This is a genomic window from Bradyrhizobium acaciae (genome assembly GCF_020889785.1).
GTDB classification, from domain to species: domain Bacteria; phylum Pseudomonadota; class Alphaproteobacteria; order Rhizobiales; family Xanthobacteraceae; genus Bradyrhizobium; species Bradyrhizobium acaciae.
The window spans coordinates 1-23,971 of record NZ_JACMYK010000110.1; the positions used below are offsets into that span (position 1 = coordinate 1).

Annotated in this window: 26 protein-coding genes, 1 tRNA gene and 1 pseudogene; 10 read left to right on the forward strand and 18 right to left on the reverse strand. The window is 63.7% G+C overall.

Annotation, left to right across the window (positions count from 1 at the left end; all coding sequences use genetic code 11):
- The 4 genes from H8A92_RS29965 to H8A92_RS29980 form a co-directional block, all read right to left on the reverse strand.
- The coding region (locus H8A92_RS29965) for a hypothetical protein (RefSeq protein ID WP_229199071.1) at positions 1 to 251 on the reverse strand (251 nt) is incomplete at its 3' end.
- Between the two features lie 130 nt (positions 252 to 381).
- Entirely contained in the window at positions 382 to 1,365 is a 984-nt protein-coding gene (locus H8A92_RS29970; RefSeq protein ID WP_229199072.1) for a FecR family protein, read from the reverse strand.
- Between the two features lie 93 nt (positions 1,366 to 1,458).
- Complete coding sequence (locus H8A92_RS29975) at positions 1,459 to 1,974, reverse strand: RNA polymerase sigma factor (protein WP_229199073.1); 516 nt, start codon at positions 1,972 to 1,974, stop codon at positions 1,459 to 1,461.
- The gene (locus tag H8A92_RS29980; RefSeq protein ID WP_229199074.1) at positions 1,971 to 2,606 is read right to left on the reverse strand and encodes a TonB family protein; all 636 of its coding nucleotides are present in this window, start codon (positions 2,604 to 2,606) and stop codon (positions 1,971 to 1,973) included. Before H8A92_RS29980 ends, H8A92_RS29975 begins: the two co-directional genes overlap by 4 nt.
- A 355-nt stretch (positions 2,607 to 2,961) precedes the next feature.
- On the opposite strand from H8A92_RS29980, the gene H8A92_RS29985 reads away from it, so the two are divergent.
- Positions 2,962 to 3,051, forward strand: a tRNA-Ser gene (locus tag H8A92_RS29985).
- A 614-nt stretch (positions 3,052 to 3,665) separates the two neighbouring features.
- Positions 3,666 to 3,872, forward strand: coding sequence for a hypothetical protein (locus H8A92_RS29990; RefSeq protein ID WP_229199075.1), 207 nt, complete (start codon positions 3,666 to 3,668; stop codon positions 3,870 to 3,872).
- Positions 3,873 to 4,029: 157 nt separating this feature from the next.
- Here the strand turns inward: H8A92_RS29990 and H8A92_RS40870 are convergent, their stop codons facing one another.
- Entirely contained in the window at positions 4,030 to 4,158 is a 129-nt protein-coding gene (locus H8A92_RS40870; protein WP_274613514.1) for a hypothetical protein, read from the reverse strand.
- 192 nt (positions 4,159 to 4,350) lie between these two features.
- On the opposite strand from H8A92_RS40870, the gene H8A92_RS29995 reads away from it, so the two are divergent.
- On the forward strand, positions 4,351 to 4,710 hold the full coding sequence (locus H8A92_RS29995; protein ID WP_229199076.1) for a CHAD domain-containing protein: 360 nt from the start codon (positions 4,351 to 4,353) through the stop codon (positions 4,708 to 4,710).
- Between the two features lie 29 nt (positions 4,711 to 4,739).
- On the forward strand, positions 4,740 to 4,922 hold the full coding sequence (locus tag H8A92_RS30000; protein WP_229199077.1) for a hypothetical protein: 183 nt from the start codon (positions 4,740 to 4,742) through the stop codon (positions 4,920 to 4,922).
- A gap of 854 nt (positions 4,923 to 5,776) precedes the next feature.
- On the opposite strand, the gene H8A92_RS30005 is transcribed toward H8A92_RS30000, so the two are convergent.
- The 4 genes from H8A92_RS30005 to paoA form a co-directional block, all read right to left on the reverse strand.
- Entirely contained in the window at positions 5,777 to 6,010 is a 234-nt protein-coding gene (locus H8A92_RS30005) for a hypothetical protein (RefSeq protein WP_229199078.1), read from the reverse strand.
- 200 nt (positions 6,011 to 6,210) lie between these two features.
- Positions 6,211 to 8,415: an aldehyde oxidoreductase molybdenum-binding subunit PaoC gene (paoC, locus tag H8A92_RS30010; protein ID WP_229199079.1), complete on the reverse strand. Its 2,205-nt coding sequence runs from the start codon at positions 8,413 to 8,415 to the stop codon at positions 6,211 to 6,213.
- Between the two features lie 17 nt (positions 8,416 to 8,432).
- Complete coding sequence (locus H8A92_RS30015) at positions 8,433 to 9,383, reverse strand: FAD binding domain-containing protein (protein WP_229199080.1); 951 nt, start codon at positions 9,381 to 9,383, stop codon at positions 8,433 to 8,435.
- Positions 9,380 to 10,024 carry an aldehyde dehydrogenase iron-sulfur subunit PaoA gene (gene paoA, locus H8A92_RS30020; RefSeq protein ID WP_229199081.1) on the reverse strand — a complete coding sequence of 215 codons (645 nt, stop codon included), beginning with the start codon at positions 10,022 to 10,024 and terminating at the stop codon, positions 9,380 to 9,382. The genes H8A92_RS30015 and paoA overlap by 4 nt, the downstream gene beginning before the upstream one ends.
- Positions 10,025 to 10,469: 445 nt before the next feature.
- Between paoA and H8A92_RS30025 the strand changes: the two genes are divergently transcribed.
- Positions 10,470 to 11,294, forward strand: coding sequence for a thioredoxin domain-containing protein (locus H8A92_RS30025; RefSeq protein WP_229199082.1), 825 nt, complete (start codon positions 10,470 to 10,472; stop codon positions 11,292 to 11,294).
- Here the strand turns inward: H8A92_RS30025 and H8A92_RS30030 are convergent.
- Genes H8A92_RS30030 through H8A92_RS30055 form a run of 6 tightly spaced genes read right to left on the reverse strand, consistent with a single transcriptional unit; the run spans position 11,221 to position 18,291 of the window.
- Positions 11,221 to 12,333 carry a hypothetical protein gene (locus H8A92_RS30030; protein WP_229199083.1) on the reverse strand — a complete coding sequence of 371 codons (1,113 nt, stop codon included), beginning with the start codon at positions 12,331 to 12,333 and terminating at the stop codon, positions 11,221 to 11,223. The genes H8A92_RS30025 and H8A92_RS30030 overlap by 74 nt on opposite strands.
- Positions 12,330 to 12,857 carry a c-type cytochrome gene (locus H8A92_RS30035; RefSeq protein ID WP_229199095.1) on the reverse strand — a complete coding sequence of 176 codons (528 nt, stop codon included), beginning with the start codon at positions 12,855 to 12,857 and terminating at the stop codon, positions 12,330 to 12,332. Before H8A92_RS30035 ends, H8A92_RS30030 begins: the two co-directional genes overlap by 4 nt.
- Positions 12,857 to 13,387 carry a DUF3341 domain-containing protein gene (locus tag H8A92_RS30040; protein WP_229199084.1) on the reverse strand — a complete coding sequence of 177 codons (531 nt, stop codon included), beginning with the start codon at positions 13,385 to 13,387 and terminating at the stop codon, positions 12,857 to 12,859. The genes H8A92_RS30035 and H8A92_RS30040 overlap by 1 nt, the downstream gene beginning before the upstream one ends.
- Entirely contained in the window at positions 13,380 to 14,735 is a 1,356-nt protein-coding gene (nrfD, locus tag H8A92_RS30045; protein ID WP_229199085.1) for an NrfD/PsrC family molybdoenzyme membrane anchor subunit, read from the reverse strand. The genes H8A92_RS30040 and nrfD overlap by 8 nt, the downstream gene beginning before the upstream one ends.
- Entirely contained in the window at positions 14,732 to 17,638 is a 2,907-nt protein-coding gene (locus tag H8A92_RS30050) for a TAT-variant-translocated molybdopterin oxidoreductase (protein WP_229199086.1), read from the reverse strand. The genes nrfD and H8A92_RS30050 overlap by 4 nt, the downstream gene beginning before the upstream one ends.
- Positions 17,635 to 18,291, reverse strand: coding sequence for a cytochrome c3 family protein (locus H8A92_RS30055; protein WP_229199087.1), 657 nt, complete (start codon positions 18,289 to 18,291; stop codon positions 17,635 to 17,637). The genes H8A92_RS30050 and H8A92_RS30055 overlap by 4 nt, the downstream gene beginning before the upstream one ends.
- A gap of 119 nt (positions 18,292 to 18,410) precedes the next feature.
- Here H8A92_RS30055 and H8A92_RS30060 point away from each other — a divergent pair, with 119 nt between their 5' ends.
- The 5 genes from H8A92_RS30060 to H8A92_RS30080 are packed head-to-tail and all read left to right on the forward strand — an operon-like array spanning position 18,411 to position 22,253.
- A complete protein-coding gene (locus H8A92_RS30060; RefSeq protein ID WP_229199088.1) occupies positions 18,411 to 18,764 on the forward strand; it encodes a hypothetical protein in 354 nt (117 codons plus the stop codon).
- Between the two features lie 37 nt (positions 18,765 to 18,801).
- On the forward strand, positions 18,802 to 19,740 hold the full coding sequence (gene coxB / locus H8A92_RS30065; protein ID WP_229199089.1) for a cytochrome c oxidase subunit II: 939 nt from the start codon (positions 18,802 to 18,804) through the stop codon (positions 19,738 to 19,740).
- Entirely contained in the window at positions 19,737 to 21,344 is a 1,608-nt protein-coding gene (gene ctaD, locus H8A92_RS30070; RefSeq protein ID WP_229199090.1) for a cytochrome c oxidase subunit I, read from the forward strand. Before coxB ends, ctaD begins: the two co-directional genes overlap by 4 nt.
- Entirely contained in the window at positions 21,337 to 21,981 is a 645-nt protein-coding gene (locus tag H8A92_RS30075) for a cytochrome c oxidase subunit 3 (RefSeq protein ID WP_229199091.1), read from the forward strand. Before ctaD ends, H8A92_RS30075 begins: the two co-directional genes overlap by 8 nt.
- Complete coding sequence (locus tag H8A92_RS30080; protein ID WP_229199092.1) at positions 21,978 to 22,253, forward strand: cytochrome C oxidase subunit IV family protein; 276 nt, start codon at positions 21,978 to 21,980, stop codon at positions 22,251 to 22,253. Before H8A92_RS30075 ends, H8A92_RS30080 begins: the two co-directional genes overlap by 4 nt.
- A 33-nt stretch (positions 22,254 to 22,286) precedes the next feature.
- On the opposite strand, the gene H8A92_RS30085 is transcribed toward H8A92_RS30080, so the two are convergent.
- From H8A92_RS30085 to H8A92_RS30095, 3 genes and pseudogenes are all read right to left on the reverse strand, one after another.
- Positions 22,287 to 22,895: a cysteine hydrolase family protein gene (locus H8A92_RS30085; RefSeq protein ID WP_229199093.1), complete on the reverse strand. Its 609-nt coding sequence runs from the start codon at positions 22,893 to 22,895 to the stop codon at positions 22,287 to 22,289.
- Positions 22,896 to 22,898: 3 nt separating this feature from the next.
- Positions 22,899 to 23,459: a phosphatase PAP2 family protein gene (locus H8A92_RS30090; protein WP_229199094.1), complete on the reverse strand. Its 561-nt coding sequence runs from the start codon at positions 23,457 to 23,459 to the stop codon at positions 22,899 to 22,901.
- A gap of 115 nt (positions 23,460 to 23,574) precedes the next feature.
- A pseudogene (locus H8A92_RS30095) lies at positions 23,575 to 23,777 on the reverse strand (CsbD family protein).
- Positions 23,778 to 23,971 lie beyond the last annotated feature (194 nt).

Genomic DNA, 23,971 nt, shown 5'->3' on the forward strand with positions numbered 1-23,971 from the left:
CTTCGGGCCGCCGCGTCAGCCGCCAGCTGAGCCCCAGCGCTCGCCGCGTCGGCCGCGTATTGCGGCGCCGCGATCGCCCGCGCGCCTCCGAACGGCCTCGCGCTCGCGGGATACGCAGCGAGCAACAATGTCACCAGGCTCGTGCCGGCCATCAACCCGCCGCGGGACACAAGGCGCGACCGCAACCGGGTGCGGACGGCCAATTCACCGCGCGGAGAGGAATGATGGGTGGCTTGAGCTCGAACCGGCATGACAGTCCTTCCAGCGAACATCGCAGAGGTCACACCAGCGTGACGGGGAAGCCCAATCCAAAGCCGCAAGAGATTTTTGTGAAAGTTTCGTGTCACAGCAGAGCGGTCGCAAGATCGCAGGAACCAGGCTTCAGCTCAGCAGCACGATCCCGCCAGGCAGCGACCGCACCCGCGCATTGAAAGCTTGCTGGATCTGGCTCAGAATCTCGTCCATACGATCGATGCGAAAGCGGCCGCTGACGGGCAACCGTGCGATCTCGGCATTGACGATGAAGATGCGGCCAGGCCGGTAGCGGTTGATCTCGTCGACCACATCTGACAACGGCGTGAAGCGAAACAGCAGGAAGCCGCGCTGCCAGGCGGAGGCAGCCTCGATATCGGCAGCGGCGAGTGTCTCCCCGCGTGCGTCGTAGCGCAGTTGCTGGCTCTCCTTCATGGTGATCGTCTGGGCGCCCCGCTCGACCTGCAGCTCGCCCTTGAGGCAAGTCACACAGACCGGCCGCTCGCCGCCGGCCGGTACATAGCGCACGTCGAACTGTGCCTGATCCGCGAAAATCCAGCGGTCGGCCACGCGAACGCCGAAGCTGCGCCCGGATGTGGCGAACTCCGCCTCGCCGGAGAGCAACTCGATCCGTGCCACGCCGGGATCGGCGGGCTGCAGCGCGATGCTGGTCTGCACGTTCATCCGGATTGAAACGTCGCCCGGCAGCGCCACGTTGCGCTGCTCGCCGATGCCGGTCCGGTAGTCAGCCGCGAGCTGCGACCACGACGGCCACAGATCGAGCGGCGGACGCGCAAGCGCATAGACGGCCGCCGCCGAGGCCGCGGCCGCGAGTCCTCCGCCGAGCAACGCGCGGCGATTGAACGGGCGCGAAGCGCTCGACAACTGTCCTGCCGCCGCCGCCCGCAAATTGCGACCGGCCGGCGCAAGGTCTCGCCACAGGCGGCTCGCTGCGGCAAAAGCGGCGGCATGCTCCGCGCTCTGGCCGCACCAGCGCCTCAGTGCCTCGGCGTCAGCCGCGGTGGCCTGTCCGGAGGTGAGATGCCGGACCCAGCCCACCGCTTCCCGCTTGAGCGGGTCAAATCCCATATCGTCGTTGTCCATCGCGCTCATGGCCGGCGTCCGCCTTGTGCCTGCCTACGCCAAGTTGCGGCGGTTCTCACCACCACTTTCAATATGACGTTTCCTGCCGGGCGAAACCGCATGCTATCCGCCGCTCCGATCGCGCCGCGCCAGACAATATTCCTGCGCCCGCTGCAGCTCGAGCTCCACCAGCCGCAGGGAAATGCCGAAGCGGCGGGCGATCTCCTGCCGCGGCACCTGGTCGAGCCGCGCTGCAAGCAGAATCGCGCGGCGGCGCGGCGGCAGCTCGCGCAGGATGGCCTCCAGCCCGCGCAGGTCCGAACGCGCGCGCGCCACCTGCTCCGGATCGGGCGCGCCATCGGCGATCTCGAGCAGTCCGTCGACCTCGGCGGCGCTCAGGGTACGACTATCGGCACTACGCTGGCGATCACGCGCCGCGTTCATGGCGACGCCAAAGATATAGTTGCCGGGATTGCGGACCACACCGACCGAATCCGCCCGGGCGATGCGGAGCCAGGCGTCCTGCAGCGCATCGCCCGCGAGCTCGGACGATCCCAGCCTGCGTGTCAGCCGCCGCTTGAGTTCATCATAGCGCTCGACCAGCAGGCGTCTTATCAGCGCCAGCGACGCCTCCGTCATGGCATTGCGCTGGCGCGGCGCGCCGGAGTGCCGCTACAGGCCATCGTCGTGCCGGGTCCCTGCGGGACGACCACCAGAGTGACTGGCTGGGCGAGGCCTGCCGGCGGCGGCGCATCGACCTGCATCCGGCGTAGCGCTTGATCGATGCCCGCATCGACCGGGGCGCTGCCCGCCGAGCCCAGCCGCGCGTATCGTTCCACGTTGCCGGCCGGATCGATCCAGAACTGCAGCGCGATCCGATAACGGCCCGGCCGTGCATCTGCATCCGCACACAATGCGGCCCGAACGCCGGCCTGCAGCCGCGCATAATAATGATTCACTGGAACCGGCAGCGGCGCCTGCACCGTGGCCGGAGCGGGATAAAGGACGAAAGATGTCTCTCCGAGCACACGCGCCGACAGGCCGCTGCCCGCGAGCAGACGCGCGAGCGCCATGTCCGCGGTCATGGGCCCACGCACGGCGCTGGCATGAAGTCCAGCCGTCAGGTTGCTGTTGTAGAGCACATTCCGACCAGCCACGGCGCCATACTGCTCGAGGGCGGCGGCCAGCGGCTGGGCTTTGATATCAAAATCGATCCGCGCCTCCTCTGCCGATGCTTTCGGCGGCGCCAGGACGAGGCAGGCGCTGATCATCAGCGCACAGCACCGCCGCGCACTCCAAGTCTGCGCAGGCGCATCCGGGGTCAACTCGGCCCCTCGCGTTTGCAAGGCTGTCATGGTCGGGTGGGGACCATATGCAGGCCGTGTAACAGTCTCATGTCAGGAAGTAGGAGCCCAGCGCATCGGCGCTGCCCCCGCCGTGGTGCTGCGGAACTACGCGAAACGGAAGCGAAGCGCGGACGCCAAGGAGCGGCTCGAACACCCTCACCGCGCTTGCGGGGGGTTATCTCAAAACCTGACGGTCCTATGCCCCCGCATTCCCCAAAACCCGGTCTGTTCGCATTGCGTTCAGCCTCGCCCTACGGTAAGTGCCTGACATTCCTGATCCGGAAGGGTGGCCGAGCGGTTTAAGGCACCGGTCTTGAAAACCGGCGTGCCCGCAAGGGTACCGTGGGTTCGAATCCCACCCCTTCCGCCAGTCAACCTTTTTTCGGCATTTTTGAGCAATCTTCGAGCTTCACCCACACTTTAACCCGCCTGGGTTTGGTGTCGAGCCGGAGAATCGAGCCCCGTCGTTCTGGATTCGGCCTTGTCTAAACGCTTGTGGATCGCGTTTGTCCCCCGGATTGTCCCCTTGGTGTGACCATGCCCGACTCGCGCGTTGACTTCATCTTGCAGAACGCTCCCCGCCTCGTCACGTCCGACCGAAGCCGCTTCCAATCTTCGCGAGGAAGCCAAGGCGCCGCCTGTCGGGATCGAGCGCGAAGCTTACTGAGGAAAGCGCACCAGAACGAGGAAGCCACCCATATGATGGAGCGGTTAGCCCTGCCGGCGTCGTGATGAGCCAGACCCGGAAAGGGCGGAAAAACGACACAGCGGCTAAACGAGCCCAAGCCAGGTTGCGCGAACTGGCGTCAAGGTCACATCAGATCGTGCTGTTTCCGAGAAGAAGCCCGCGCCCGCCCCAAAGCCGGAGAGCGAGCCAGTGAAAGAGTGAGGACACCCATCGGCTTGCCTTTAACATATCTAAATGCGGAATAGGTCGGTGATCTTACCTTAGGTAAAAATGCGGGCTGGGTGGTCACGGCCGGAATGAACAAGCCGCCATTGATTTTTCTCAACCTGTCGAACCCCGATACGTTCTCGGGAACAGGCAGCATCATCATTCTGGAATACACGGATGAGGATGCCGCCATGAGAGCGGCTCAAAAAATCGCTTTAGAGACCGGACGCAGCGTTACAATACGTGATGAACGCGCGCGTGTGATCGGCGCCGTACCCGCCCCCTCCAAACATTAGGGCGAGCGGCGGGCCAGCGCTTTTTTGGCTCCGGAATCTTATTGGAAAGCGCAAGCAACAGCTCGTCGTGGTGCAGGTCGTCATCTGTACCGCCGCCATCACCTCCTGCGCCATTCCCACCACCGCCGATCCCAGAGCATTCGCTCGCGTTCGACCGTCAGCCGGGAAACTGCGGCTCGATCAACGACACGATCATCCATACGACGATCAGAAGAGCCGGCGCGCAGCTGACCACGGCTGCTAACCAGAGTTCCGCATCGGGAAACATTTCGGAAGCATCATGCATGGCGGCCCTCGAATATCTCGAACAATCAACGAAGGGATCCGGCAGGCGTTCCCCGCACCCTGATGCCTCGAGCAAATGGACGCGCCCGCGACGCGATTGATTCCGTCCGCTACCGCCGCCTTCTGATCGATACCGTCGAGTGGATCGAGGCCGGACGGTCCCACACAACGGATGATCGATCGATCGCCGACTATGCGGGGGGACGTTCTTGACCGCCGCATCAGGAAGGCACGAAAGCAGGGCAAGCGGCTGAGGCAGCTCGATGCGAAACAGCGCCACAAGCTGCGGATCAAGATCAAGAAAATCCGTTATGCTGTCGACTTCTTTAGAAGTCTTTATGAGGATGCGGATCAAAAGACGCTCACGCGTGTGAGTGCAGCTCTCGAGGTGCGACATATCTGTCAGCGCCTGCGGGGAAAGCCGCAAGGACCCACCAATCGGCGCAGGAACGGGCGCGCGCAGTCCTTGTTGTCTAAGCCCGACCGCCAGGCGGCAGTCGATGTGGAAACGCGGCCTTTGGCCCGTAACTATAGGCCGGGATTGCTCCAGTAGGCGTTCGGCTCAATGAGCGGGAGCAGATTGTGACAGACGAGATTCAATATCGCGGTCATCGACTCGTCGTCGTGGAGCAGCCGGGTGGCGGCTCGCTGGTCGAAATCACCTCCCTCTCGGGAGGTCAGACGATCCGAACGATGACCTATCAGAGCCGTCAGGAGGCGATTGCTTTGGCGAAACGGAACATCGACAAGCATCCCGGCGGGTAACACGTCAGGTGGCCAACGCTGCGACGCAGCTTTCGCGACGTGCACGTAATGGCACACTGCCCGCGTTGACGATGGATAGCGGAAAAACAAGTAGCGCCCCCACGATCGAAATCGGCGCTCCGCAATCAGTTTGTCCACTTCACCCATGTTAAGGCGGCGGCCGGCCTTCTCAGCTTACCTTGATCGGAGATTTGGCATTTTCCAGGATGGCGCAACCGTGGCTCGGGAGAACGAACCCCTCTTCGAGCCCAAGCAAGCCGACCTCTGGCGCGTCCTATTTTCATTCATGATAACGGCGGCTGTCGTTACGGGCGCTTATTTTGGCTTTCGGCTGCTGCTTGGGCACTGAAAGCAAGGCCACCTCACCCTGTGTGGTTCGGGCCACGGCTGCTGGGTAAGTCAAGCCACTCCTTTACATATGCTAATGCGGGAACTTCCCGCCTCGGCATGATCGGTTTGCCTGTATCCAACAGCTCAGCCCCGGATGTTCAGGCAACGGCCTCAGCACTGGCCTCCGGCCCCCAGAAGTGCTGAGGCCGTTTCTATGGGCGCGCCGGGCCGCATGGGTCTATTCCTCAGGCAGGACTGTACCCGTACCTTTCCGGTGCAATCGGCGCTCGCGGATCGCGATAGAGCGCCCAGCAAACCGGCACGATCGGACGCTTTCAGGAGAGCGCGCGATAATGCCGAAGCCGTGGACCGCGGAAGAACAGCGGCTGCTAGCGCTGCGAAAAGGCGCGTAGCCGAGGAACGCAACGTGCCAAAGAGAACGCCGCCTGCCCGCCGCTCACGCTGACGCTGGACGTCCCTTGGAAGTGAAGGGCCTCCGCTTCCCGGCGGAGGCCCTTCGGGGCTTAGGAGCGGGAGGAGAACGACTCCATGCCCCATTCCGCGGGCGGCGGGAGCCCAGGCGCAGAGATCCAGATATCGATCTTCACCGCAAATTCAGCAGAACGAACTCTCCGCATGGCGTTCTCGCGCTCAGCACCTTCCAGGTTTGATGCTTGCTGAACAACATCCTCCTTGAAGGCTGAGAGCCTTTGTCGAAGATTGGTGGTCTGTTTGAATCGTCGTCGGGTCATCTTCATCACTCGCTCCGGTTGGAAGCGGGAGCGTCCGTGCTCACCTGTGCTGGCCAGCTTATGGAGTGATGAAGGTTGCAACCACAACCTAAGTTATGGACGGAACAGTCGGAAAAAAGCCCCAGCGCAGGAACTCCGCTGGGGCCAAAAATAGATCATCAAGGGGTGGTCGAGTGCGGCCGATTCGGAAGGCTCACGCCAACCGCTCAGTCGATATCGAGCGCTTCGAGCAGCTTGTCGAGCGTGATCGGATATTCACGCACCCGCACGCCGGTCGCGTTGTGGACCGCGTTGGCGACCGCGGCGGCGACGCCGCAAATGCCGAGCTCGGCGACACCCTTGGCCTTCATCGGCGACGATATTGGATCGGTCTCGTCGAGGAAGATCATGTCCTGATGCGGAATATCGGCGTGGACCGGCACCTCATATCCCGCCAGGTCGTGGTTGACGAACAGGCCGTGCCGCTTGTCGACCACGAGGTCCTCCATCAGCGCAGCGCCGACGCCCATGGTCATCGCGCCGATCACCTGGCTGCGCGCCGCCTTCGGATTGAGGATGCGGCCCGCGGCGCACACCGCCAGCATTCGCCGGACGCGGATCTCCGCCGTGTCGGCATCGACGCCGACCTCGACGAAATGCGCGCCGAAGGTTGATTGCTGGTAAGTCTTGGCGAGATCGCCATACTCGATGGCATCCTCCGCCGCCAGATCACCCGCGCCTGCGGCCTGCCCCAGCGGCACGCTGCGATTGCCTGAGCGAACCACGCCATCGGCGAAAAGCGCTTCTGCGGAATTGAAGCCGAGCTTCTGCGCAATGGTCTCCCGCAGCTTGGTGCAGGCGGCATAGACACCGGCCGTGGAATTGTTGCCGCCCCACTGCCCGCCCGAACCGCACGACACCGGAAAGTCTGAATCGCCGAGCCGCACCGTGACCTTCTCCAGCGGAACGCCCATCATCTCGGCAGCCGTCTGCGCGATGATGGTGTAGGAGCCGGTGCCGATGTCGGTCATGTCGGTCTCGACCGTCACCCTTCCCTGCTGGTCGAGGCGGACGCGTGCCGCCGATTTGGTCACGAGATTGTTACGGAAGGCCGCAGCAACGCCCATGCCGACCAGCCAGCGCCCGTCGCGGACCTGGCCCGGCTTCGCGTTGCGTTTGCTCCAGCCGAACCGCGCGGCGCCTTCGTTCAGGCACTGCACGAGTTGTCGCTGCGAAAAGTGCCGCTGCGGGTGCTCCGGATCGACCTGGGTGTCATTGGCGATACGCAGCGCGACCGGATCGATGCCGAGCTTGTCGGCGAGTTCGTCGATCGCGATCTCGAGCGCCATCATGCCGGAGGCTTCTCCGGGCGCGCGCATCGCGTTGCCTTCAGGCAGATCGAGCGCGGCGAGCCGCGTCGCCGTCATCCGGTTGGCGCCGGCATAGAGCAACCGGGTCTGGCTCACTGCCATGTCAGGCTCGCCCTCGCTGACATTGCCGGACCAGCTTTCGTGACCGATCGCGGTGATCTTGCCGTCGCGCTCCGCACCGATGCGGATGCGCTGGATCGTTGCCGGGCGGTGCGTCGTGTTGTTGAACATCAGCGGACGTTGCAGCGCGACCTTGACCGGCCGGCCGGCCGCGCGAGCACCGAGCGCGGCGAGCAGGACGTCGGCGCGCAGGAACAGTTTTCCGCCGAAGCCGCCGCCGATATAGGGCGACACCAGGCGGACATTCTCCCGGGGAATGCCAAGCGTCTTCGCCATGTCCTCGGCGCCCCAGGCGATCATCTGGTTGGAGGTCCAGACCGTGAGCTTGTCGCCGTCCCAGGCCGCGATGGACGCGTGTGGCTCCATCATCGCGTGCCCTTGATCGGGCGTGGTGTAGGTGGCATCCAGCTGCACGGGCGCTGCTGCGAAGGCAGAAGCGAAATCGCCGACGGCGGTATCGGCAGGGCCGCCGATCTTTGGGTCCGGAACGCTCACACTGTCCCGTTCCGCGGCCAGATCGAATTTGCCGTCACCCTTGACGTAATCGATGCGGACGAGCTGCGCCGCGGCGCGCGCCTGCTCGAAGGTGCCGGCGACCACGACGGCGACGGCCTGGTGGTAATGCGCGATCTCGGGCCCGCCGAGCAGCGGCGCCGCGTTGCGCTCGCCCTTGCCGAGCTTGCCGGCGTTATCTGCAGTAACGATCGCGAGGACGCCGGGCGCGGCCTTCGCCGCATCAAGATCGATCGCACCGATCCGGCCCTTGCCGATCGCCGAGCCCACCACGTAGCCGTAAGCCTGGTTGGCCACGACATTGTGCCGCTCGTAAGCGTAAGGCGCGGTGCCGGTGGTCTTCAGCGGACCCTCGATCCGGCTGGTCGGATGGCCGATCACCTTGAGCTGATCGATCGGATTGAAGGTCGCGGGATGTTCAAAACGCATGATCTTAAGCCCTCATCTCAAGCCCTGGCCTCGCGCAGTACCGCCGTCAGCGTTCGTTCGGCGAGCGGCAGCTTGTAGGCATTATCCCTGGTCGGCTTTGCATCGGCGAACAGCCGCGCGGTGACGGCCTTGGCGCCGTCAGGCAATTCCGCTTCCGCCGCCTCGATGCGCCACGGCTTGTGCGCGACGCCGCCGAGCGCGACGCGGCCGCTGCCGTCGGGCTGCACGATCGCGGCGACCGAAACCAATGCAAAAGCGTAGGAAGCGCGGTCGCGGACCTTGCGATAGGCCTGCGTGCCGCCGATGGGCTTTGGCAGCGTCACCGACGTAATCAATTCGCCGGGCTGCAGGGCAGTCTCGATCTCGGGGCTGTCGTCGGGCAGACGATGCAGCTCGGCGATCGGGATGTTGCGCGTGGTGCCATCGGGCCGCACGGTCTCGACTACAGCGTCGAGCGCGCGCATCGCCACCGCCATGTCGCTCGGGTGGGTCGCGATACAGGCGTCGCTCGCACCGACGACCGCATGCTGACGGCTGAAGCCGCCAATCGCGGCGCAGCCGCTGCCGGGCGTGCGCTTGTTGCAGGGCAGATTGGTGTCATAGAAGTACGGACAGCGCGTCCGCTGCAGCAGATTGCCGGCGGTCGTCGCCTTGTTGCGCAACTGGCCGGAGGCGCCGGCAAGCAGCGCGCGCGACAGCACGCCATAGCCACGCCGCACGCGGCGATCCGCGGCGAGATCGGTGTTGCGCACCAGCGCACCGATGCGCAAGCCGCCGTCCGCGGTCTCGTCGATCCGGTCGAGCGCAAGGTCGTTGACGTCGATCAGGTGCGCCGGCGTCTCGATTTCGAGCTTCATCAGGTCGAGCAGATTGGTGCCGCCGGCGATGAACTTTGCGTTCGCGATGCCGACAGCCGCCGCAGCAGCGTCGCCCGGCGAAGTGGCACGCTCATAACTGAACGATCTCATGCGCTCCTCCCGGCGACCTCACTAATCGCCTCGGCAATGTTGGAATAGGCGCCGCAGCGGCAGATGTTGCCACTCATGCGCTCGCGAAGCTCGGCATTGGTCAATCGCACCGGCGCGTTGAGATCGGCCGTGACATGGCTTGGGATGCCGGCCTTGACCTCCGCCAGCACGGCGACCGCCGAGCAGATCTGGCCCGGCGTGCAATAGCCGCATTGGTAGCCATCATGCTCGACGAATGCCGCCTGCAGCGGATGCAGCCCGTCGGGCGTGCCGAGCCCTTCGATCGTGGTGATCTCGTCGCCCTGGTGCATCACGGCGAGCGTCAGGCAGGAATTGATTCTCCGCCCGTCGACGATCACCGTGCATGCCCCGCATTGGCCGTGGTCGCAGCCCTTTTTAGTGCCGGTCAGATGCAGGTGCTCGCGCAGGGCGTCGAGCAGCGTGGTCCGGTTATCAAGCTCGAGTTGATGGGTTTCGGCGTTCACGTCGAGGGAAATTGTTGTCATCAATGGCGCTCCTTTAGGGTCGGTTCCGTATGCGGTCCCGGAGAGCGCGTGCGAAGCGCGCGGCGTGGCGAGCGCTGCCGCTCCCACAATCAACAAATCGCGGCGAGAAGGCCGGAACTCCGAACGACCGGTCATAAGGCATTCCTTCGTCAGATTGTGCGGGCGTGACTGCATAGGAGACGTAATCGACGACGCGCAAACCGACTAACCATTGGATAGATGCCGATGTTCCTATCGCACCCGGGACTCATGAGTGCCTTGTTCCTTATCGCTGGACGGCCTGTTTGATTAACGGATCGCGTGTGCTGCGCCTGACGTCAGCGAGCCGAGGCTGAGACGTGAAGATTTTTTCATCTCGCATACTCCGATGTTCCAGCAACAGGACCATTTCGCTTGCGTTGAACGGCAAGGGCGAAAACACTGTTTACGAAGAGGAAGCATCCAGCAGAAGTAACGGGGCGTCGACCCGACTGCGCGGACGTGGTCCGCGCAGTTCGGGGGCTGGGGCAAAATGTGGGACCCGAGACGGGAACCATCGTGAACGCGCTGCACTTGCCTTCTGGATGTCAGCGGTTCACCTATGACGCGCGTTCGGCAAGACATTTTCTTCATCCGTTCGATCTGGGCAGGATTGTTCGTTGCTCTCGCGAGCACCGTGCCTTCTGCGCATGCTGCGTTCAACCAGGCCCAGTTGGAACAGGTCGGGATCACCTCGCACTTGGGCGAACAATTGCCACTTGTCGCGCCGCTCTCGAACGAACAGGATCAGATACGGCCGCTGAAGGAATGGTTGCAAACGACCCCCACCGTCTGGATCATTGCAGACTACGCCTGCTCGACCCTTTGCGGTCCGTTGCTGTCGATCGTCTCGAACGCACTGGCCGATACTGGATTACGGGCCGGCGTTGACTTTCGGCTCGTGGTGCTCGGCCTTGATCCAAAGGACACCGCTGCGGACGCCCGGGCCATGAAGGCCAAGCAGATCACCGCCCGCGGTGAGGTATCCAAACATGCGACATTCTTGCGGGGAACGTCGGCCAGTGTCGGTGAATTGCTGGCTGCGTTCGGCATTCGATCGAGCTATGACCGTGAGCGCGACCAGTTCGCTCACCCGGTCGCAGCGTTCGTGGTTACGCCCGATGGCCGCATTTCGCGCGCGCTGCCCGGCATTGCAATCGATCCTGGAAATCTCCGGCTTGCGTTGGTCGAGGCTGGCCGCGGCCACGTCGGTAGCTGGTCGGATCAGGCCCACCTGCTCTGCTACGGCTTCGATCCCGCAACTGGCATCTACACCCTGGCAATCTGGCGGGTGCTGACGGGCGCCGTCACGATCACGACGGCCGCCCTCTTCGCGCTGGTGGCGTTTCTGATCCGGCGAGGTGGCGCCTCCCCCAAGCCAGGCTGAAGAGGCGGCCGTCATTGGCCAGCGCCAGGTCGAAGGTCAACCACAGCAGTGTTCCAAGGGAGAGCACCGAGGCAAGCAGCATCAGCGCCGTTATGCGTGGCGCGATATCGTGGATCGCGGGCAGGATCAAAATGGCGGCCTCGCAGCAGCGCATCAACAGGGTGAGCCCGCACAGCAGCATCAGCGTGCGGGGCCCGGAGCGAACCCTCGCGCTCAGCAGGGCGAAGAACGGCAGCACGAACTGTCCAAGGGCGACGGCACCAAGCAGATATTGCCACCCATGTTCCAACCGAGCCTGATACCAGAACACCTCGTCCGGGATGTTGCCCGACCAGATCACGATGTACTGCATGGCGTGAAGGTAACCCCACAGCAGGATCAAAGAGAGCAGCAGCCCACTATAGCCGGCACTACGGCCGATCCGGGATCCGGAGAGTAAGCTGACGCCAAGCACGAATGCGAAGCCGCTGAGCAGCGTAAAGCTAAGGAAAAGAAGGCCGTAGACCGACGAATGAAAGTCCGGCTCGAGCGATTCCATCCAGTCGACGCCGGCCAGCGATACGGTCAAGGCGTAGACGATTAATCCGGCCGACGCCGCCCGCACCATGGCGGCATCGTTGCGCCAAGCCTGGCGGAGCCACAGCGCGAAGCCGACCCAGAGCCCGAAATAGATCACGCTACGCAGTATGAAGAACCAGGGTGCAAGGTAGTAAGCCTTGAATGGCGGCAAGGCGGACGGATCGGCCGCTGCCGGATAGAGCTGCTTGATGAAAAGCAGGATCGGCAGCGAGGCCACGGCGATCACTGGCAACGTTGCCGTTGTCGCGACGAATTGCCCGAAGAGTGCCTCGGTCCAGACGCGGCGGACCAGATAGCTCGTCATCCACAACGCCAGCGCTCCGATGGGAACCGCCCCCCATGTCACCCAGGCCACGAGATAGGCCGCGGCCGTGGAACGGCCATCGAGGATGAATCCGCCCGCGAGGGTCAATCCGGTAGCGAGTAGAACGATCAGCCTGACGTCCCGGAGCATGCTCATGGCCGCCCCGTGAGCTTGGCGCGTGCGTCCGCCGGCACGTCCTCGATCGAGGCGCGGCGGCTGAGCTGCAGGGCGCGGATATAGGCGACGATGGCCCAACGATCCCCGGGGGGCACCCGCGCGGCGTAGGAGTACATCGCGCCGTAGCCATCGGTGATCACGTCGAAGAAGTGCTGATCGTCAGCTGTCACCAACCGGTCGACATGGTAGCTGGTCGGGTGCGGCATCCCGCGATGAACGATGATGCCATCGCCGTCGCCGCCCGCGCCGTGACATGGCGAGCAGAAGATCGAAAACCGCTGCCGACCACGATCCAGCAGCTCGGCCGACAGCGTGGGCTTGATGGTCACCGCCCTCTCCCGCTCGAGGTCGCCGCGCGCCACGATGTTGGCCGGCGGAGGGCGCAATACGCTGCCACGGAACAGCGGCGCGCGGGAATACTCGCTGTATTTCGGCTGCACGTCCATGTTCTGGTCGCAGGCTGTGAGCGACAAGGCGAGTACAGCGGTCAGCGCCAGCCTGATCATGGCGGCACGCGCTCCACTGACGCCGCCCCTGCATCAGTCAGGAACGCCGCGGTGCCCTGGTCATCGAACATCGGATCCTGACCTTTGACGCAGAGGAAGAAGCGGTCCTTGCTGGCGAGGTGGAAGCGCGACGCCGCGAAGACCGGATAGTTGAGCCGCGGCAGGCCGTTCTGCCAGAGCGTGGCGACCAGCATCGCGAGCGCAGAGAACAGGATGGTCAGCTCGAACATGACCACCGCGAACGCCGACAATGCGTAGAGCGGCCGGCCGCCGACATTCAGCGGATAGTCGTAATTGGTGAACATCTGCATCAACAGCGCCGCGCCTGCTCCTGAAAACGCCCCGATCAGGCCGACCACGGAGATCCACGGCCGCGGAATCCTCAGGATGGGTGCCAGGCCATCGATCGGAAACGGCGTGAACGCGTCGAGTTCGCGATAGCCGGCGGCGCGTGCTTGCCTTGCCGCGGCGAGTAATCCCTCCGGGCTATCGAACTCCCCGAGCATGCCGTAGAGGCGCTCAGCCATGACGCGCCTCCTGCTTCTCCTCGTGCAGGAGCTCCTTGGTCTCGAAGATCGAGATCATCGGAATCAGGCGCACGGCGATGAGGAACGGCACCAGGAACAGTCCGATGGTGCCAAGATAGGTCGACCAGTCCCAGAAGGTCGGCGTGAACTTGCCCCACGACGACACCAGGAAGTCGCGATAGAGGCTAGTGACCAGGATCATGTCCCGCTCCAGCCACATCCCGATTGCGACCGAGATCGAGATCAGGAGCAGTGCCCAGCCCGAGCGCCGCACGCCCCTCCACCACAGCGCCTGCAGCGGCACGAAGTTGAGCAGCACGGCGCCCCAATAGATCCAGGCGTAGACGCCGGCGACACGGTCCAACAGCGTCCGCATATCATGCGGTTCGCCGGAATACAGCGCATCGAACACCTCGAACACATAGCCGTAACCGGTCATCAGGCCAGTCGCGAGCAGAACCTTACCGAGCACATCGAGATGCTCGTCGGTAACCAGGTTTCGCAGTCCGAACCAGGAGCGCAGCGCGACCGCGATGATGGCGACCACGGCAAAGCCCGAGAACGCGGCGCCCAGCACGAAATACGGCGGGAAGATCGTCGAGTGCCATCCCGGGATCTGCCCGGCCGCAAACAGCAGCGACACCTCGCTGTGCACGGACACAACCAACGGCACGGCGAGTGCAGCGGTCACCCGATAGGCCTGCGACCAGCGTAACCAATGTATCGCGGAGCCACGCCAGCCGAGCGAGGTGATGCCGAAGAAGATCTGCCAGCCGCGTCCCGTTGCGCGGTCTCGCGCGGCAGCAAGGTCCGGGATCAGGCCGGTGTACCAGAACACCAGGGAGACCGTCAGATAAGTCAGCACCGCCCAGATGTCCCACTCCAGCGGGCTGCGAAACTGCGGCCAGACGCCCATCGTCGCGGGATAGGGAAACATCCAGTAGACGTACCAGGGTCGGCCAAGGTGCAGGATCGGGTAGATGCCTGCGCAGACGACCGCGAACAGCGTCATCGTCTCGGCAAAGCGATTCAGCGAGTTGCGCCATTCGCTGCCGGTCAGGAGCAGCAGCGCCGAGATCAGCGTGCCGGCATGGCCGATGCCGAGCCACCAGACGTAATTGTGGATGGCAAATGCCCAGTTGACGGGAATGTTGATGCCCCAGATCCCGACGCCACGCGTGAACAGCTCCGTCACCGAGATCATCAGCAGTAACAGCAACGCGCTCGCGAAGGCCATCGCGATCACCCAGCGGCGTTCCGCGGGGAAATGCAGCGGAATGCCGGTGAGCTGGTCGGCGATGCCGCCCATGCTCTGGCGCCTCGGCAGGATGTCGGAGCGATCGCTCATCCCTGTCCGCTCCCCGAGCCGTCATCGCGCCAGCGCGCCAGATAGGTGGTGCGGGGCCGCGTGCCGAGCTCTTCCAGCAGGACGTAGTGCCGGCCATCGCGCTTCAGCCGTGCCACCTCGGAATTCGGATCCTTGATGTCTCCGAACACGATCGCCTTGGTCGGACAGGCCTGCTGGCAGGCGGTCACGACCTCGCCTCCACGCAGCGGACGGCTTTCCTTGTCGGCCGCGATATGGGCCGCCTCGATGCGCTGAACGCAATAGGTGCACTTCTCCATCACGCCACGCGAGCGCACGGTCACGTCCGGATTGTGCGCAGCCTGCGTCGGGGAATCGGCCGGAGTTCGATAATCGAAGAAGTTGAAGCGCCGCACCTTGTAGGGACAATAGCTCGAGCAGGTCCTGGTGCCGATGCAGCGATTATAGACCATCTGGTTGAGCCCTTCCGGGCTGTGCGTGGTCGCATGCACCGGGCATCCCATCTCGCAGGGCGCGTCCTCGCAATGCATGCAGGGCACCGGCTGGAAATGGCTCCTGGGCTCCTCGATGCTGCCGTCATAGTAGCGTGCGATCCGCAGCCAGTGCATCTCGCGGCCGACCTTGACCTGCTCGGCCCCCACAATCGGAACGTTGTTCTCGGCTGTGCAGGCTGCCACGCAGGCATTGCAGCCGATACAGGCATCGAGATCGATCACCATCCCCCAGGCGTTCTCCGAGGACGCCCATTGCGGATAGAAGCTCGCGTGCTCGGAGGCCGGCTGCTTGACCACCTCACCGGGGTTCACCTCGCGGACGAAATCAAATCCTTCCATGCGGTGGTGCAACTGCGTCACCGCGAGCGTTTCGGTCCCGTCGACTTTGCGCAGGCTGCCCTTGGCAAGCCACGGCCGATCGGCCGGCCGCACCCGATAGGCATCGTAACCAAGTCCATCCCCGACCCGTCCGGCCCGCGTCCGGCCGTAGCCCAGATACAGTGCGACCGTATTGCCGGCCTGACCTGGCATGATCCAGGCAGGACCTGTGACGCTGCGGTCACCAATTCGGACCTCCACGTGATCGCCGTTGGCGACCGAGATACGCTTCGCCAGATCGGGAGCGATCGCGACGACGTTGCTCCAGGTGACGGTCGTCAACGGCTTCGGCAATTCCTGCAGCCAGCCGACATTGGCAAACTGGCCGTCCCAAACGGTCGGATCGAGCCGAAACACGATGTCGACCGCGCCGTCCTCCGGCGGCGCGGTGACGGTTGCGCTGATGGGGCTTGCCTCCACAAAGGCTGCAGCGCCCTGCACGAAGCCATCATGAAGCGCCTGACTCCAGCGCGTCGAGAACGCGTCGCCGAACGTGGCCTGCCAGGTCTCGCGCACGGCGGCATCCGAGGTGGGATCGATCTCGCCGAGCAACATGGCGAGGATCTGATGGGTGGTTCTCACGTCGTAGAACGGCGCGATCAACGGCTGGATGATGGTCGCTGTCCCATCGACGGCCCGCGCATCGCTCCAGCTCTCCAGCGCATGCGCCAATGGGAGTTGCCATTCGCAGAGCGCGCCGGTCTCGTCGCGTTGCGAGCCGAGATGCAGCGAGGTCCTCACACGCTGCAGCGCCTCCGCCGCCTTGAGCTCGCCGGGCGTACTGTAAGCCGCATTGCAATCGATCACGACCAGGGAATGGACTGTTCCGGCGTTGATGTCGGAGACGAGCTCCGCGAGCGTCCCGGCGCCCGCCGGGCCAGTAATCGGGTCGGTGAACTTCAATGTCTGTCCGGCATTGCCAAGAGCCTCATTGATCCTTGCCGCCCAGATGGCCGCGGCCTGCTCCCCGACCGGGCCGGCGACGATCAAGGACTTGCCGTGCGCCTTGCCGCAGGCATCAGCTGCGCGCCTGATCCAGCCGCGCTCACGTTCGGTGATCTCGCCCGCGGCAGCGCCGGGAACGCCGAGCGCATTCGCCAACGCTTCTGCGAGAACGGGCATACGCGAGGCATCGGCAATCAGCCGGCTTCCCGCCATCGCGCCGGTGGCCGAGGGCACGCTCTCCGCCATGAACAGGCGATTGCCCGGACGATCGGCAAAGCGATGCCGAGAGGCTGCCCAACCCCGCGCATTGCGCACCTGATCGAGGCCGGGGCCGAGGATATCATCGTCGAGGCTGACAATGACATCGCATTGCTCCAGAACGTCGTGAAGGTCCAAAGGCTTTCCATAAGCGGCCTTGGTGAGGGATCGCTGCGGAGATGTCTGTGCGGGAGCATGGAGATGAACCCGGGCTTTTGGAAACTGCTTTAGCAATGCATCGAGCTGCCGCAGCAATGTCGGCGATGTGATCGGGCCGACCAGCAGTCGCAACCCCTCTCCTCCGTCCTTGCTCCACCCCTCGCGAAGGACGCCGATCGCCGCAACCACATCCTTCCAACTCACCGGCTCGCCGCGGTGCGTCGGAGTTTGGGCACGGTCGGGGTCGTAGAGGCCGAGCACCGCGCTTTGCATGAAGACGTCGCTTCGCCCGCCGGTCACGGGGTGGTCGGGATTGCCGTCCAGCTTGGTCGGCCGGCCCGAATAGGTCGTGGCAATCACCGGCTGCGCGTAGCCATCAAGGACGACCGCGGTAGCATAACGACGCGGTATCCCGATTGTGGCTTCGCCAGGTTGATCGACATAGGGGAGCGCCGCCACGAACGGGCTCTTTTCGCAACCGGCAAGCCCGGCCAGCGCAAAGGACGCGCCCATCAGCTTGAGAAACTCGCGCCGGGCAGTCGGCGAGAACGTCTGCGCGGCGGGATATTCGGCATCGACGAAGGCTTGGAACGCGGGATCGTCCGACAGTTCTTCGATACCCGACCACTGGCGTCGCCCGTCTTCTGACGGGATGAGCTGGCTGCGCTGCTGATGACCGTTGTGCGTCATCGGTGACACACCGTGCAGTGGGTGAGTTGGCCGAAGCGGATCTTTTCATGTGCCGGGATCGCATCGCCCTTGGCGCGAGCATCCGTCGGCGGCGTCCACGCCATATCGGTGATGTGCTCCGGCTGCCGCAGCTTCGGAGCCGGGTCGCGGTGGCAATCCAGGCAAAACTCCATCGTGAAGGGCTTGGCACGATAGGTCAGCGCCATTTGATCGATGCGGCCGTGGCAGGTTGCGCATCCGACGCCTTTGACGATGTGGATGTCGTGACGGAAATAGACGTAGTCCGGCAGCTTGGCGACGCGCGTCCATTGGATCGGCCTGTGGCGCGCAAGGCTTTGCCTGACCGGTTCCAGCATGGAGGCGTTGGTCCAGATCTGCGAATGGCAGGTCATGCAGGTTTCCGTCGGCGGCAGGCCGGCTTGGGGACCGGTCTCGACATTGCTGTGGCAGTAGCGGCAATCGATCCCGAGCTCGCCCGCGTGGTGACGGTGGCTGAACGGCACCGGCTGCTGCGGGCGGACGTCGGTCGAGGTCATGTAAGCGGACCGCGCAAAGCCAATGATACCAACCGTGCCACCGGCCATCAGCGAAAGACTTCCGACGAGGAACAGCCGCATCCAGGTATCGGCGGCGGGTGAAAAAAGCTGAGCCATCCGTGGCCGATCAACTGGCGAGTACCTGATCGTCAATCTCGCCTACCTCGATTAGTTCCTAGGGGGAGGAACGCGGCGACCCGCTCCGCATTGACCATGGGCGCGCAAGGACCCGGAACATGGCTCAGACGAGCGGCTTCGACTTCGAGCGGTCGGACATCGCGATCAATGCCATCGCCTGGATCGCAGTCGGACTCGGCGCGTTCGTGCTGCTCGTTCCACTCGTTATGCCACTGATCTTTCCGCAATCGTTGCACCACGCCAGCCCCGCCGCGCGGCCGGCGCTGAGTTCAAGCGCTCCGCCACTCGAAATCGCGCCAGCTGACGAACTCGAGCGCGCCCGCCGTGAGGACGCCGAAGCCACCAGCACCTATGGCTGGGTCGATCGCGAACGCGGAATCGTGCGCGTGCCGGTCAAGCGCGCTACCGAAATGCTGCTGCGAAAGGGCCTGCCGGGATGGCCTGCTCCATGATTTGCAATCCTTCCGCCAGGTCACCGGTGACCTGAGGATGTGGCGCCAGTGGATCCCGTTCTGGCACCCCGGCGTGTCCCCGGAAGGCGGCGACGTCGATCTGCTGTTTACCGGCCTCTTGATCGCCAGCGCGCTCGCGCTGGGACTGCTGTTCTTCCTGCTGGCGCTGTTCTGCGTGCGCTACCGCGCCGGCAACGAGGTTGACCGCGAGAACCACGAGGCCAAGAGCTGGTACTGGGAGGTCAGCTGGACCACGGCTTCGCTGCTCTGCTTTCTCGGCCTTTTCGTCTGGGGCGCCAGCGTCTACTTCGAACTCTACCGTAAGCCGCTAGACGAGTTGACCGTCTTCGTGGTCGCCAAGCAGTGGATGTGGAAGGTCCAGCATCCCGGCGGTCAATCCGAGATCAATGCCTTGCATATGCCGGTCAACCGTCCGATCCGGCTGGTGATGGCCTCGCAAGACGTCATTCACAGCTTCTTCATTCCTGCGCTCCGGCTGAAGCATGACGTGGTGCCGGGCCGCTACCAGGACCTCGAACTCACCGCGCGGAAGGCCGGGCACTATCACCTGTTCTGCGCCGAATATTGCGGCACCGCGCATTCGGGAATGACCGGCGAAATCGTGGTGATGGAGCAAGCCGAATTTGCGAACTGGCTCACGCAACAGGCGCCAGCGAGCCCGCTCGCGGATGAAGGCGGGGCGCTGTTTCGCCAGCTCGGATGCAGCGGCTGCCACAGCGCCGGCAGCAAGATCCATGCGCCGCTGCTGGAAGGAATTTATGGCAGTCCGGTGCCGCTGTCCGACGGCAGCACCGTGATCGCCGACGACAAATACATCCGCGATTCGATCCTGCTGCCGCGCAGCCAGATCGCTGCGGGTTACGAGCCGCTGATGCCGTCTTTCGAGGGCAAGGTCACCGAGGATCAGCTGCTCCGTCTGGTGCTCTATATCAAATCGCTGGGTCGACAGCCATGACTGAACGGAACTACCTCACCGCGGATTACACCCTTCGCTCGTGGTTCTTCACCACCGACCACAAGCGGATCGCGATCCTCTATTTCGCAAGTCTCACGATGTTCTTCTTCATCGGCGGCGCGGCGGCGACCGCAATGCGGATCGAGCTCGCCACGCCGCAGGCCGATCTCGTCAGCGACGACATCTACAACCGCCTGTTCACCATGCACGGCATCATCATGGTGTGGTTCTTCCTGATCCCCTCGATTCCCAACACGCTCGGCAACTTCATCGTGCCGCTGATGATCGGCGCGCGCGATCTTGCCTTCCCGCGGCTCAACCTGCTGAGCTGGTACGTCTTCATGCTGGGTGGCAGCGTGACGCTGTTTGCGATCCTGGCCGGCGGCATCGATACCGGCTGGACCTTCTACACGCCATTCTCGACGCTCTATTCCAACAGCTACGTCATGGTTGCCGCGGCGGGCGTGTTCATCGCGGGCTTCTCGTCTATCCTGACCGGATTGAATTTCATCGTCACCATTCACCGGTTGCGCGCGCCGGGACTGACCTGGTATCGGCTGCCGCTGTTCATCTGGTCGCTCTACGCGACGTCGGTGATCCTCGTCCTCGCCACCCCGGTGCTGGCGATCACGCTGGTGCTGATCGCGGTCGAGCGCTTCTTCGGGGTCGGTTTCTTCGATCCGCGGATCGGCGGCGATCCGCTGCTGTTCCAGCACCTGTTCTGGTTCTACTCGCACCCGGCGGTCTACATCATGATTCTGCCCGGCATGGGCGTGATCAACGAGCTGATCTCATGCTTCTCTCGCAAGCAGGTGTTCGGCTACAAATTCGTGGCCTGGGCGAGCCTCGCGATCGCCGCGCTCGGTTTCCTGGTCTGGGGCCACCACATGTTCGTGACCGGGCAATCCCTGCTCGCGAGCCTCGTGTTCTCCTTCATGAGCTTCGTCGTCGCGGTGCCTTCCGCGATCAAGGTGTTCAACTGGACTGCAACCCTGCACAAGGGCTCGTTGCGGTTCGACGCGCCGATGCTGTACGCGTTGGCCTTCATCGGGCTGTTCACGATCGGCGGCCTGACCGGCCTGTTCCTTGCCTGCCTGGCCTTCGACGTGCACGCCACCGATACCTATTTCGTGGTCGCGCATTTCCACTACATCATGGTGGGCGGCATGGTGACCGCCTATTTCGGCGGGCTGCACTATTGGTGGCCGAAGATCACAGGCAGGCTTTATTCGGAGTATTGGGCACGGGCCGCCGCGATCCTGATCTTTCTCGGCTTCAATCTGACCTTCTTCCCGCAATTCGTCCTCGGCGCCGAAGGCATGCCGCGGCGCTACCACGTCTATCCACCCGAATTCCAGGTCTGGAACGTGCTCTCGTCGGGCGGCGCCACCATCCTGGCTGCCGCCTACCTATTGCCGCTGTTCTATCTCGGCTATTCAGTGTTCTTCGGGGCGCGCGCGCCGGCCAATCCGTGGGACGCGCCGGGGCTCGAATGGCAGACGTCTTCGCCGCCGCCGGAACACAATTTCGACGTGCAGCCCGTCGTGACACGTGCGCCCTATCAATACTCCCGCAAGTTCGAGGCGCAGCCGCAAAATGCGTGATAGCCCCGCCTTTGCCCGACAGTTCACTTCGGTCAGCCATCGCGATGAGAGCGCCGAGCTCGGCATGTGGGTCTTCATCGCGACCGAGGTGCTGCTGTTCGGCGGGCTGCTGCTGGCCTATTTCGTTTACCGCCACGCCTATCCGCAGGGCTTTGCCACCGGCAGCCGCCACACCGAAATTGTGATCGGAACGGCCAACACCGCGATCCTCCTCACCTCCAGCTTCCTGGTCGCCTGGGCCGTCGAGATCTTCTCGGCGGAGACGCGGCGGTTGACTGCCGGGCTGCTCGCTGGCGCGATCTGCCTCGGGCTCGCTTTCATCGTGCTCAAGGGCATCGAGTATCACGGCGAGTACGAGGAGCACCTCGTGCCGGGCATCGATTTCCGCTTCACCGGCAGCCTCGCCAACGGCGTCCAGCTGTTCTTCATCTTCTACTTCATCGCAACCGCGATCCATGCCCTTCACATGATCATCGGCATTGGCCTGTTGGCGGTCCTCGCGCTACTTTGCCGCAACGCTCCGTCGACCCGGCACCGCGCGGGATTGCACAGCGCGGCGCTGTACTGGCATTTCGTCGACATTGTCTGGATTTTCCTGTTCGCGTTGATCTACCTGCCGGGAAGGTCGATCACATGACGCAGTCCCGCCCTTCACTCCCGCTTGTTGCCGCCTGGCTTGGCCTACTTGGCCTGCTCGCGCTGACCGTGACGATGGCCTACGTGCCGCTAGGTGCCGCGAACGCCGTCGTGGCGATCGGGATAGGCATCACCAAGGCCGCCCTGGTCGCCGCGATCTTCATGGAGCTGCGGCATCGGGATGCCCTGACATTGCTGTTCGCCGGCGCCGGATTGTTCTGGCTCGGCATCCTGCTCTGGCTCGGGCTGATGGATTTCCTGACCCGGACGTGAGACAGCCACCTTGGCTGAAGCGGAGTTTCCTCTTCAGCCACCGGCGCCCCAGATACCAAGAATATCTTCCGTGGCCGCCACCTCGATCTGGATACTGAATCGTTCGGTATAGAGCTGCAACAGCGCGTCATGACTTTGATCGGACGAGCTGCACAGCGCATCCTCGGCTATGATGACGCGATATCCGATATCGATTGCTGCGAGCACCGTGGCGAGCACGCACACGTCGGTCTCGCCGCCCGAGACGATGAGCGTATCGACACCATGGGCATCCAGATGAGCCTGCAGACGGCCATTGCCGAACGCGTTATAGGTCTGCCGATCGACGACGGCGGCGGGCGGCACGTGGACAGCCAGCGGTGGCACGAGTTCGATCAATCCCGGATCGAGCCGCTCACGAGTCACGCATTCCCATTTTTCGTAATAAGCCCGCCATATGCCGCGCGCCTCATGCTTCGAACGGGGCGGAATAAACCGGGTAAACACGGTACATTCAGGCGCATGCTGCGCCAACGCAACAATGCACGGCAACACGCGGCTCATCCAGGGAGTTGCCCAGGGCGCGGCCGGCTCGAATAACCTCTGCATGTCGATGCAGAGATGCACCGCATGGGGACCGGGTGGGCTAAGGAGCTGCCCCATCGCTCAGACCCGCTCGCGCCGGCCGTACCCGGTTACGCACCGGATCAGCCGCTCGAGCGCCACCCCAATGGCCGATCGCACGACGACGTCGCTGGTCCAATGCGCCAGCAACAATACGCGGGTCGATATCAGACCTGCTCCGAGCGCCCAGATCATTCGGCGCGGCCCCTCAGGAAGCTGGCTCGCCGCCGAACTGATGGCGCCGACCTGAATTGCGTGTCCGGACGGAAACGCATCCACCGCCCTGCCGGAGATCGGAATGCCATGCAGATGCCCGACAACAGTGAGCCGGTCGGGCCGCTTCTGGTTGAAGACCGATTTGAGCAAATGCGGGACAAGAGACGCCGCCAATGCCGTGACCAGCAGATGATCACTCGCCAGCCGCTGCCGCTGTGTCTTGCCGCGGCACCATAACCACCAACCCAGCGCCAGGGCGCAGACCACGTGCTCGTCGGCCGCCCATGTCAGGATCGAGGCAACGCGCTCGGTTGGCGGCGTCGTGTTGCGCGAGATGGCGCGCGCAATGGCAATATCTGATTTGGTCGGTCGGACCGTGATCGGCATGGACACCAAACAGCGATGCGATGATGGTACTTTCCAACGTTTCGCATCAGCCCCCGTTCCAAACAGCGCAAAGCAAAGGGCCCCGCCGAAGGCGGAGCCCGGAGTTCAACCTCACTCACCATTTCTGGCGGCCGCACCAGTCGTTCACTTCCTTGGCGGCCTGGTCCTTGGCGTAACCGTAGCGTTGCTGCAGACGGCCTTCGAGCTGATCCTGCTTGCCGGCGATCACATCGAGGTCGTCGTCGCTCAGCGTGCCTACTGCTCCTTGACCTTGCCCTTCATCTGCTTCCAATTGCCTTCGACACGATTCCAATCCATCGCGGTGGTCCGCAGAAAGATGAGACCGTCCAATGGATGTGCCGACGCTTCGTTCCTTGAGCGCCCTGCGGCAATGCTACGCAATCTCCGGTCACCGACGCGCCGTCGCAGATAGGAACGGGGCCCTTGGGCGCATGTTGTGGGTACATGTCAACCCGCAGTTACGGAGCAGACCTATGTCCGAGAAAGACCTC

Coding starts and splice junctions, on each gene's coding strand:
- H8A92_RS30040 (WP_229199084.1), bottom strand. CDS start 13,387: ATGGCTGAGCGCCTCTACGGCATGCTCGGGGAGTTCGATAGCCCGGAG.
- H8A92_RS30075 (WP_229199091.1), top strand. CDS start 21,337: ATGCGTGATAGCCCCGCCTTTGCCCGACAGTTCACTTCGGTCAGCCAT.
- coxB (WP_229199089.1), top strand. CDS start 18,802: ATGTGGCGCCAGTGGATCCCGTTCTGGCACCCCGGCGTGTCCCCGGAA.
- H8A92_RS30060 (WP_229199088.1), top strand. CDS start 18,411: ATGGCTCAGACGAGCGGCTTCGACTTCGAGCGGTCGGACATCGCGATC.
- nrfD (WP_229199085.1), bottom strand. CDS start 14,735: ATGAGCGATCGCTCCGACATCCTGCCGAGGCGCCAGAGCATGGGCGGC.
- H8A92_RS30025 (WP_229199082.1), top strand. CDS start 10,470: ATGACGCGCGTTCGGCAAGACATTTTCTTCATCCGTTCGATCTGGGCA.
- H8A92_RS30005 (WP_229199078.1), bottom strand. CDS start 6,010: ATGAAGATGACCCGACGACGATTCAAACAGACCACCAATCTTCGACAA.
- H8A92_RS30085 (WP_229199093.1), bottom strand. CDS start 22,895: ATGGGGCAGCTCCTTAGCCCACCCGGTCCCCATGCGGTGCATCTCTGC.
- paoC (WP_229199079.1), bottom strand. CDS start 8,415: ATGCGTTTTGAACATCCCGCGACCTTCAATCCGATCGATCAGCTCAAG.
- paoA (WP_229199081.1), bottom strand. CDS start 10,024: ATGACCGGTCGTTCGGAGTTCCGGCCTTCTCGCCGCGATTTGTTGATT.
- H8A92_RS29990 (WP_229199075.1), top strand. CDS start 3,666: ATGAACAAGCCGCCATTGATTTTTCTCAACCTGTCGAACCCCGATACG.
- H8A92_RS40870 (WP_274613514.1), bottom strand. CDS start 4,158: ATGCATGATGCTTCCGAAATGTTTCCCGATGCGGAACTCTGGTTAGCA.
- H8A92_RS30080 (WP_229199092.1), top strand. CDS start 21,978: ATGACGCAGTCCCGCCCTTCACTCCCGCTTGTTGCCGCCTGGCTTGGC.
- H8A92_RS29980 (WP_229199074.1), bottom strand. CDS start 2,606: ATGATCAGCGCCTGCCTCGTCCTGGCGCCGCCGAAAGCATCGGCAGAG.
- H8A92_RS29975 (WP_229199073.1), bottom strand. CDS start 1,974: ATGACGGAGGCGTCGCTGGCGCTGATAAGACGCCTGCTGGTCGAGCGC.
- ctaD (WP_229199090.1), top strand. CDS start 19,737: ATGACTGAACGGAACTACCTCACCGCGGATTACACCCTTCGCTCGTGG.
- H8A92_RS30090 (WP_229199094.1), bottom strand. CDS start 23,459: ATGCCGATCACGGTCCGACCGACCAAATCAGATATTGCCATTGCGCGC.
- H8A92_RS30050 (WP_229199086.1), bottom strand. CDS start 17,638: ATGACGCACAACGGTCATCAGCAGCGCAGCCAGCTCATCCCGTCAGAA.
- H8A92_RS30015 (WP_229199080.1), bottom strand. CDS start 9,383: ATGAGATCGTTCAGTTATGAGCGTGCCACTTCGCCGGGCGACGCTGCT.
- H8A92_RS29970 (WP_229199072.1), bottom strand. CDS start 1,365: ATGAGCGCGATGGACAACGACGATATGGGATTTGACCCGCTCAAGCGG.
- H8A92_RS30055 (WP_229199087.1), bottom strand. CDS start 18,291: ATGGCTCAGCTTTTTTCACCCGCCGCCGATACCTGGATGCGGCTGTTC.
- H8A92_RS30030 (WP_229199083.1), bottom strand. CDS start 12,333: ATGAGCATGCTCCGGGACGTCAGGCTGATCGTTCTACTCGCTACCGGA.
- H8A92_RS29995 (WP_229199076.1), top strand. CDS start 4,351: ATGCGGGGGGACGTTCTTGACCGCCGCATCAGGAAGGCACGAAAGCAG.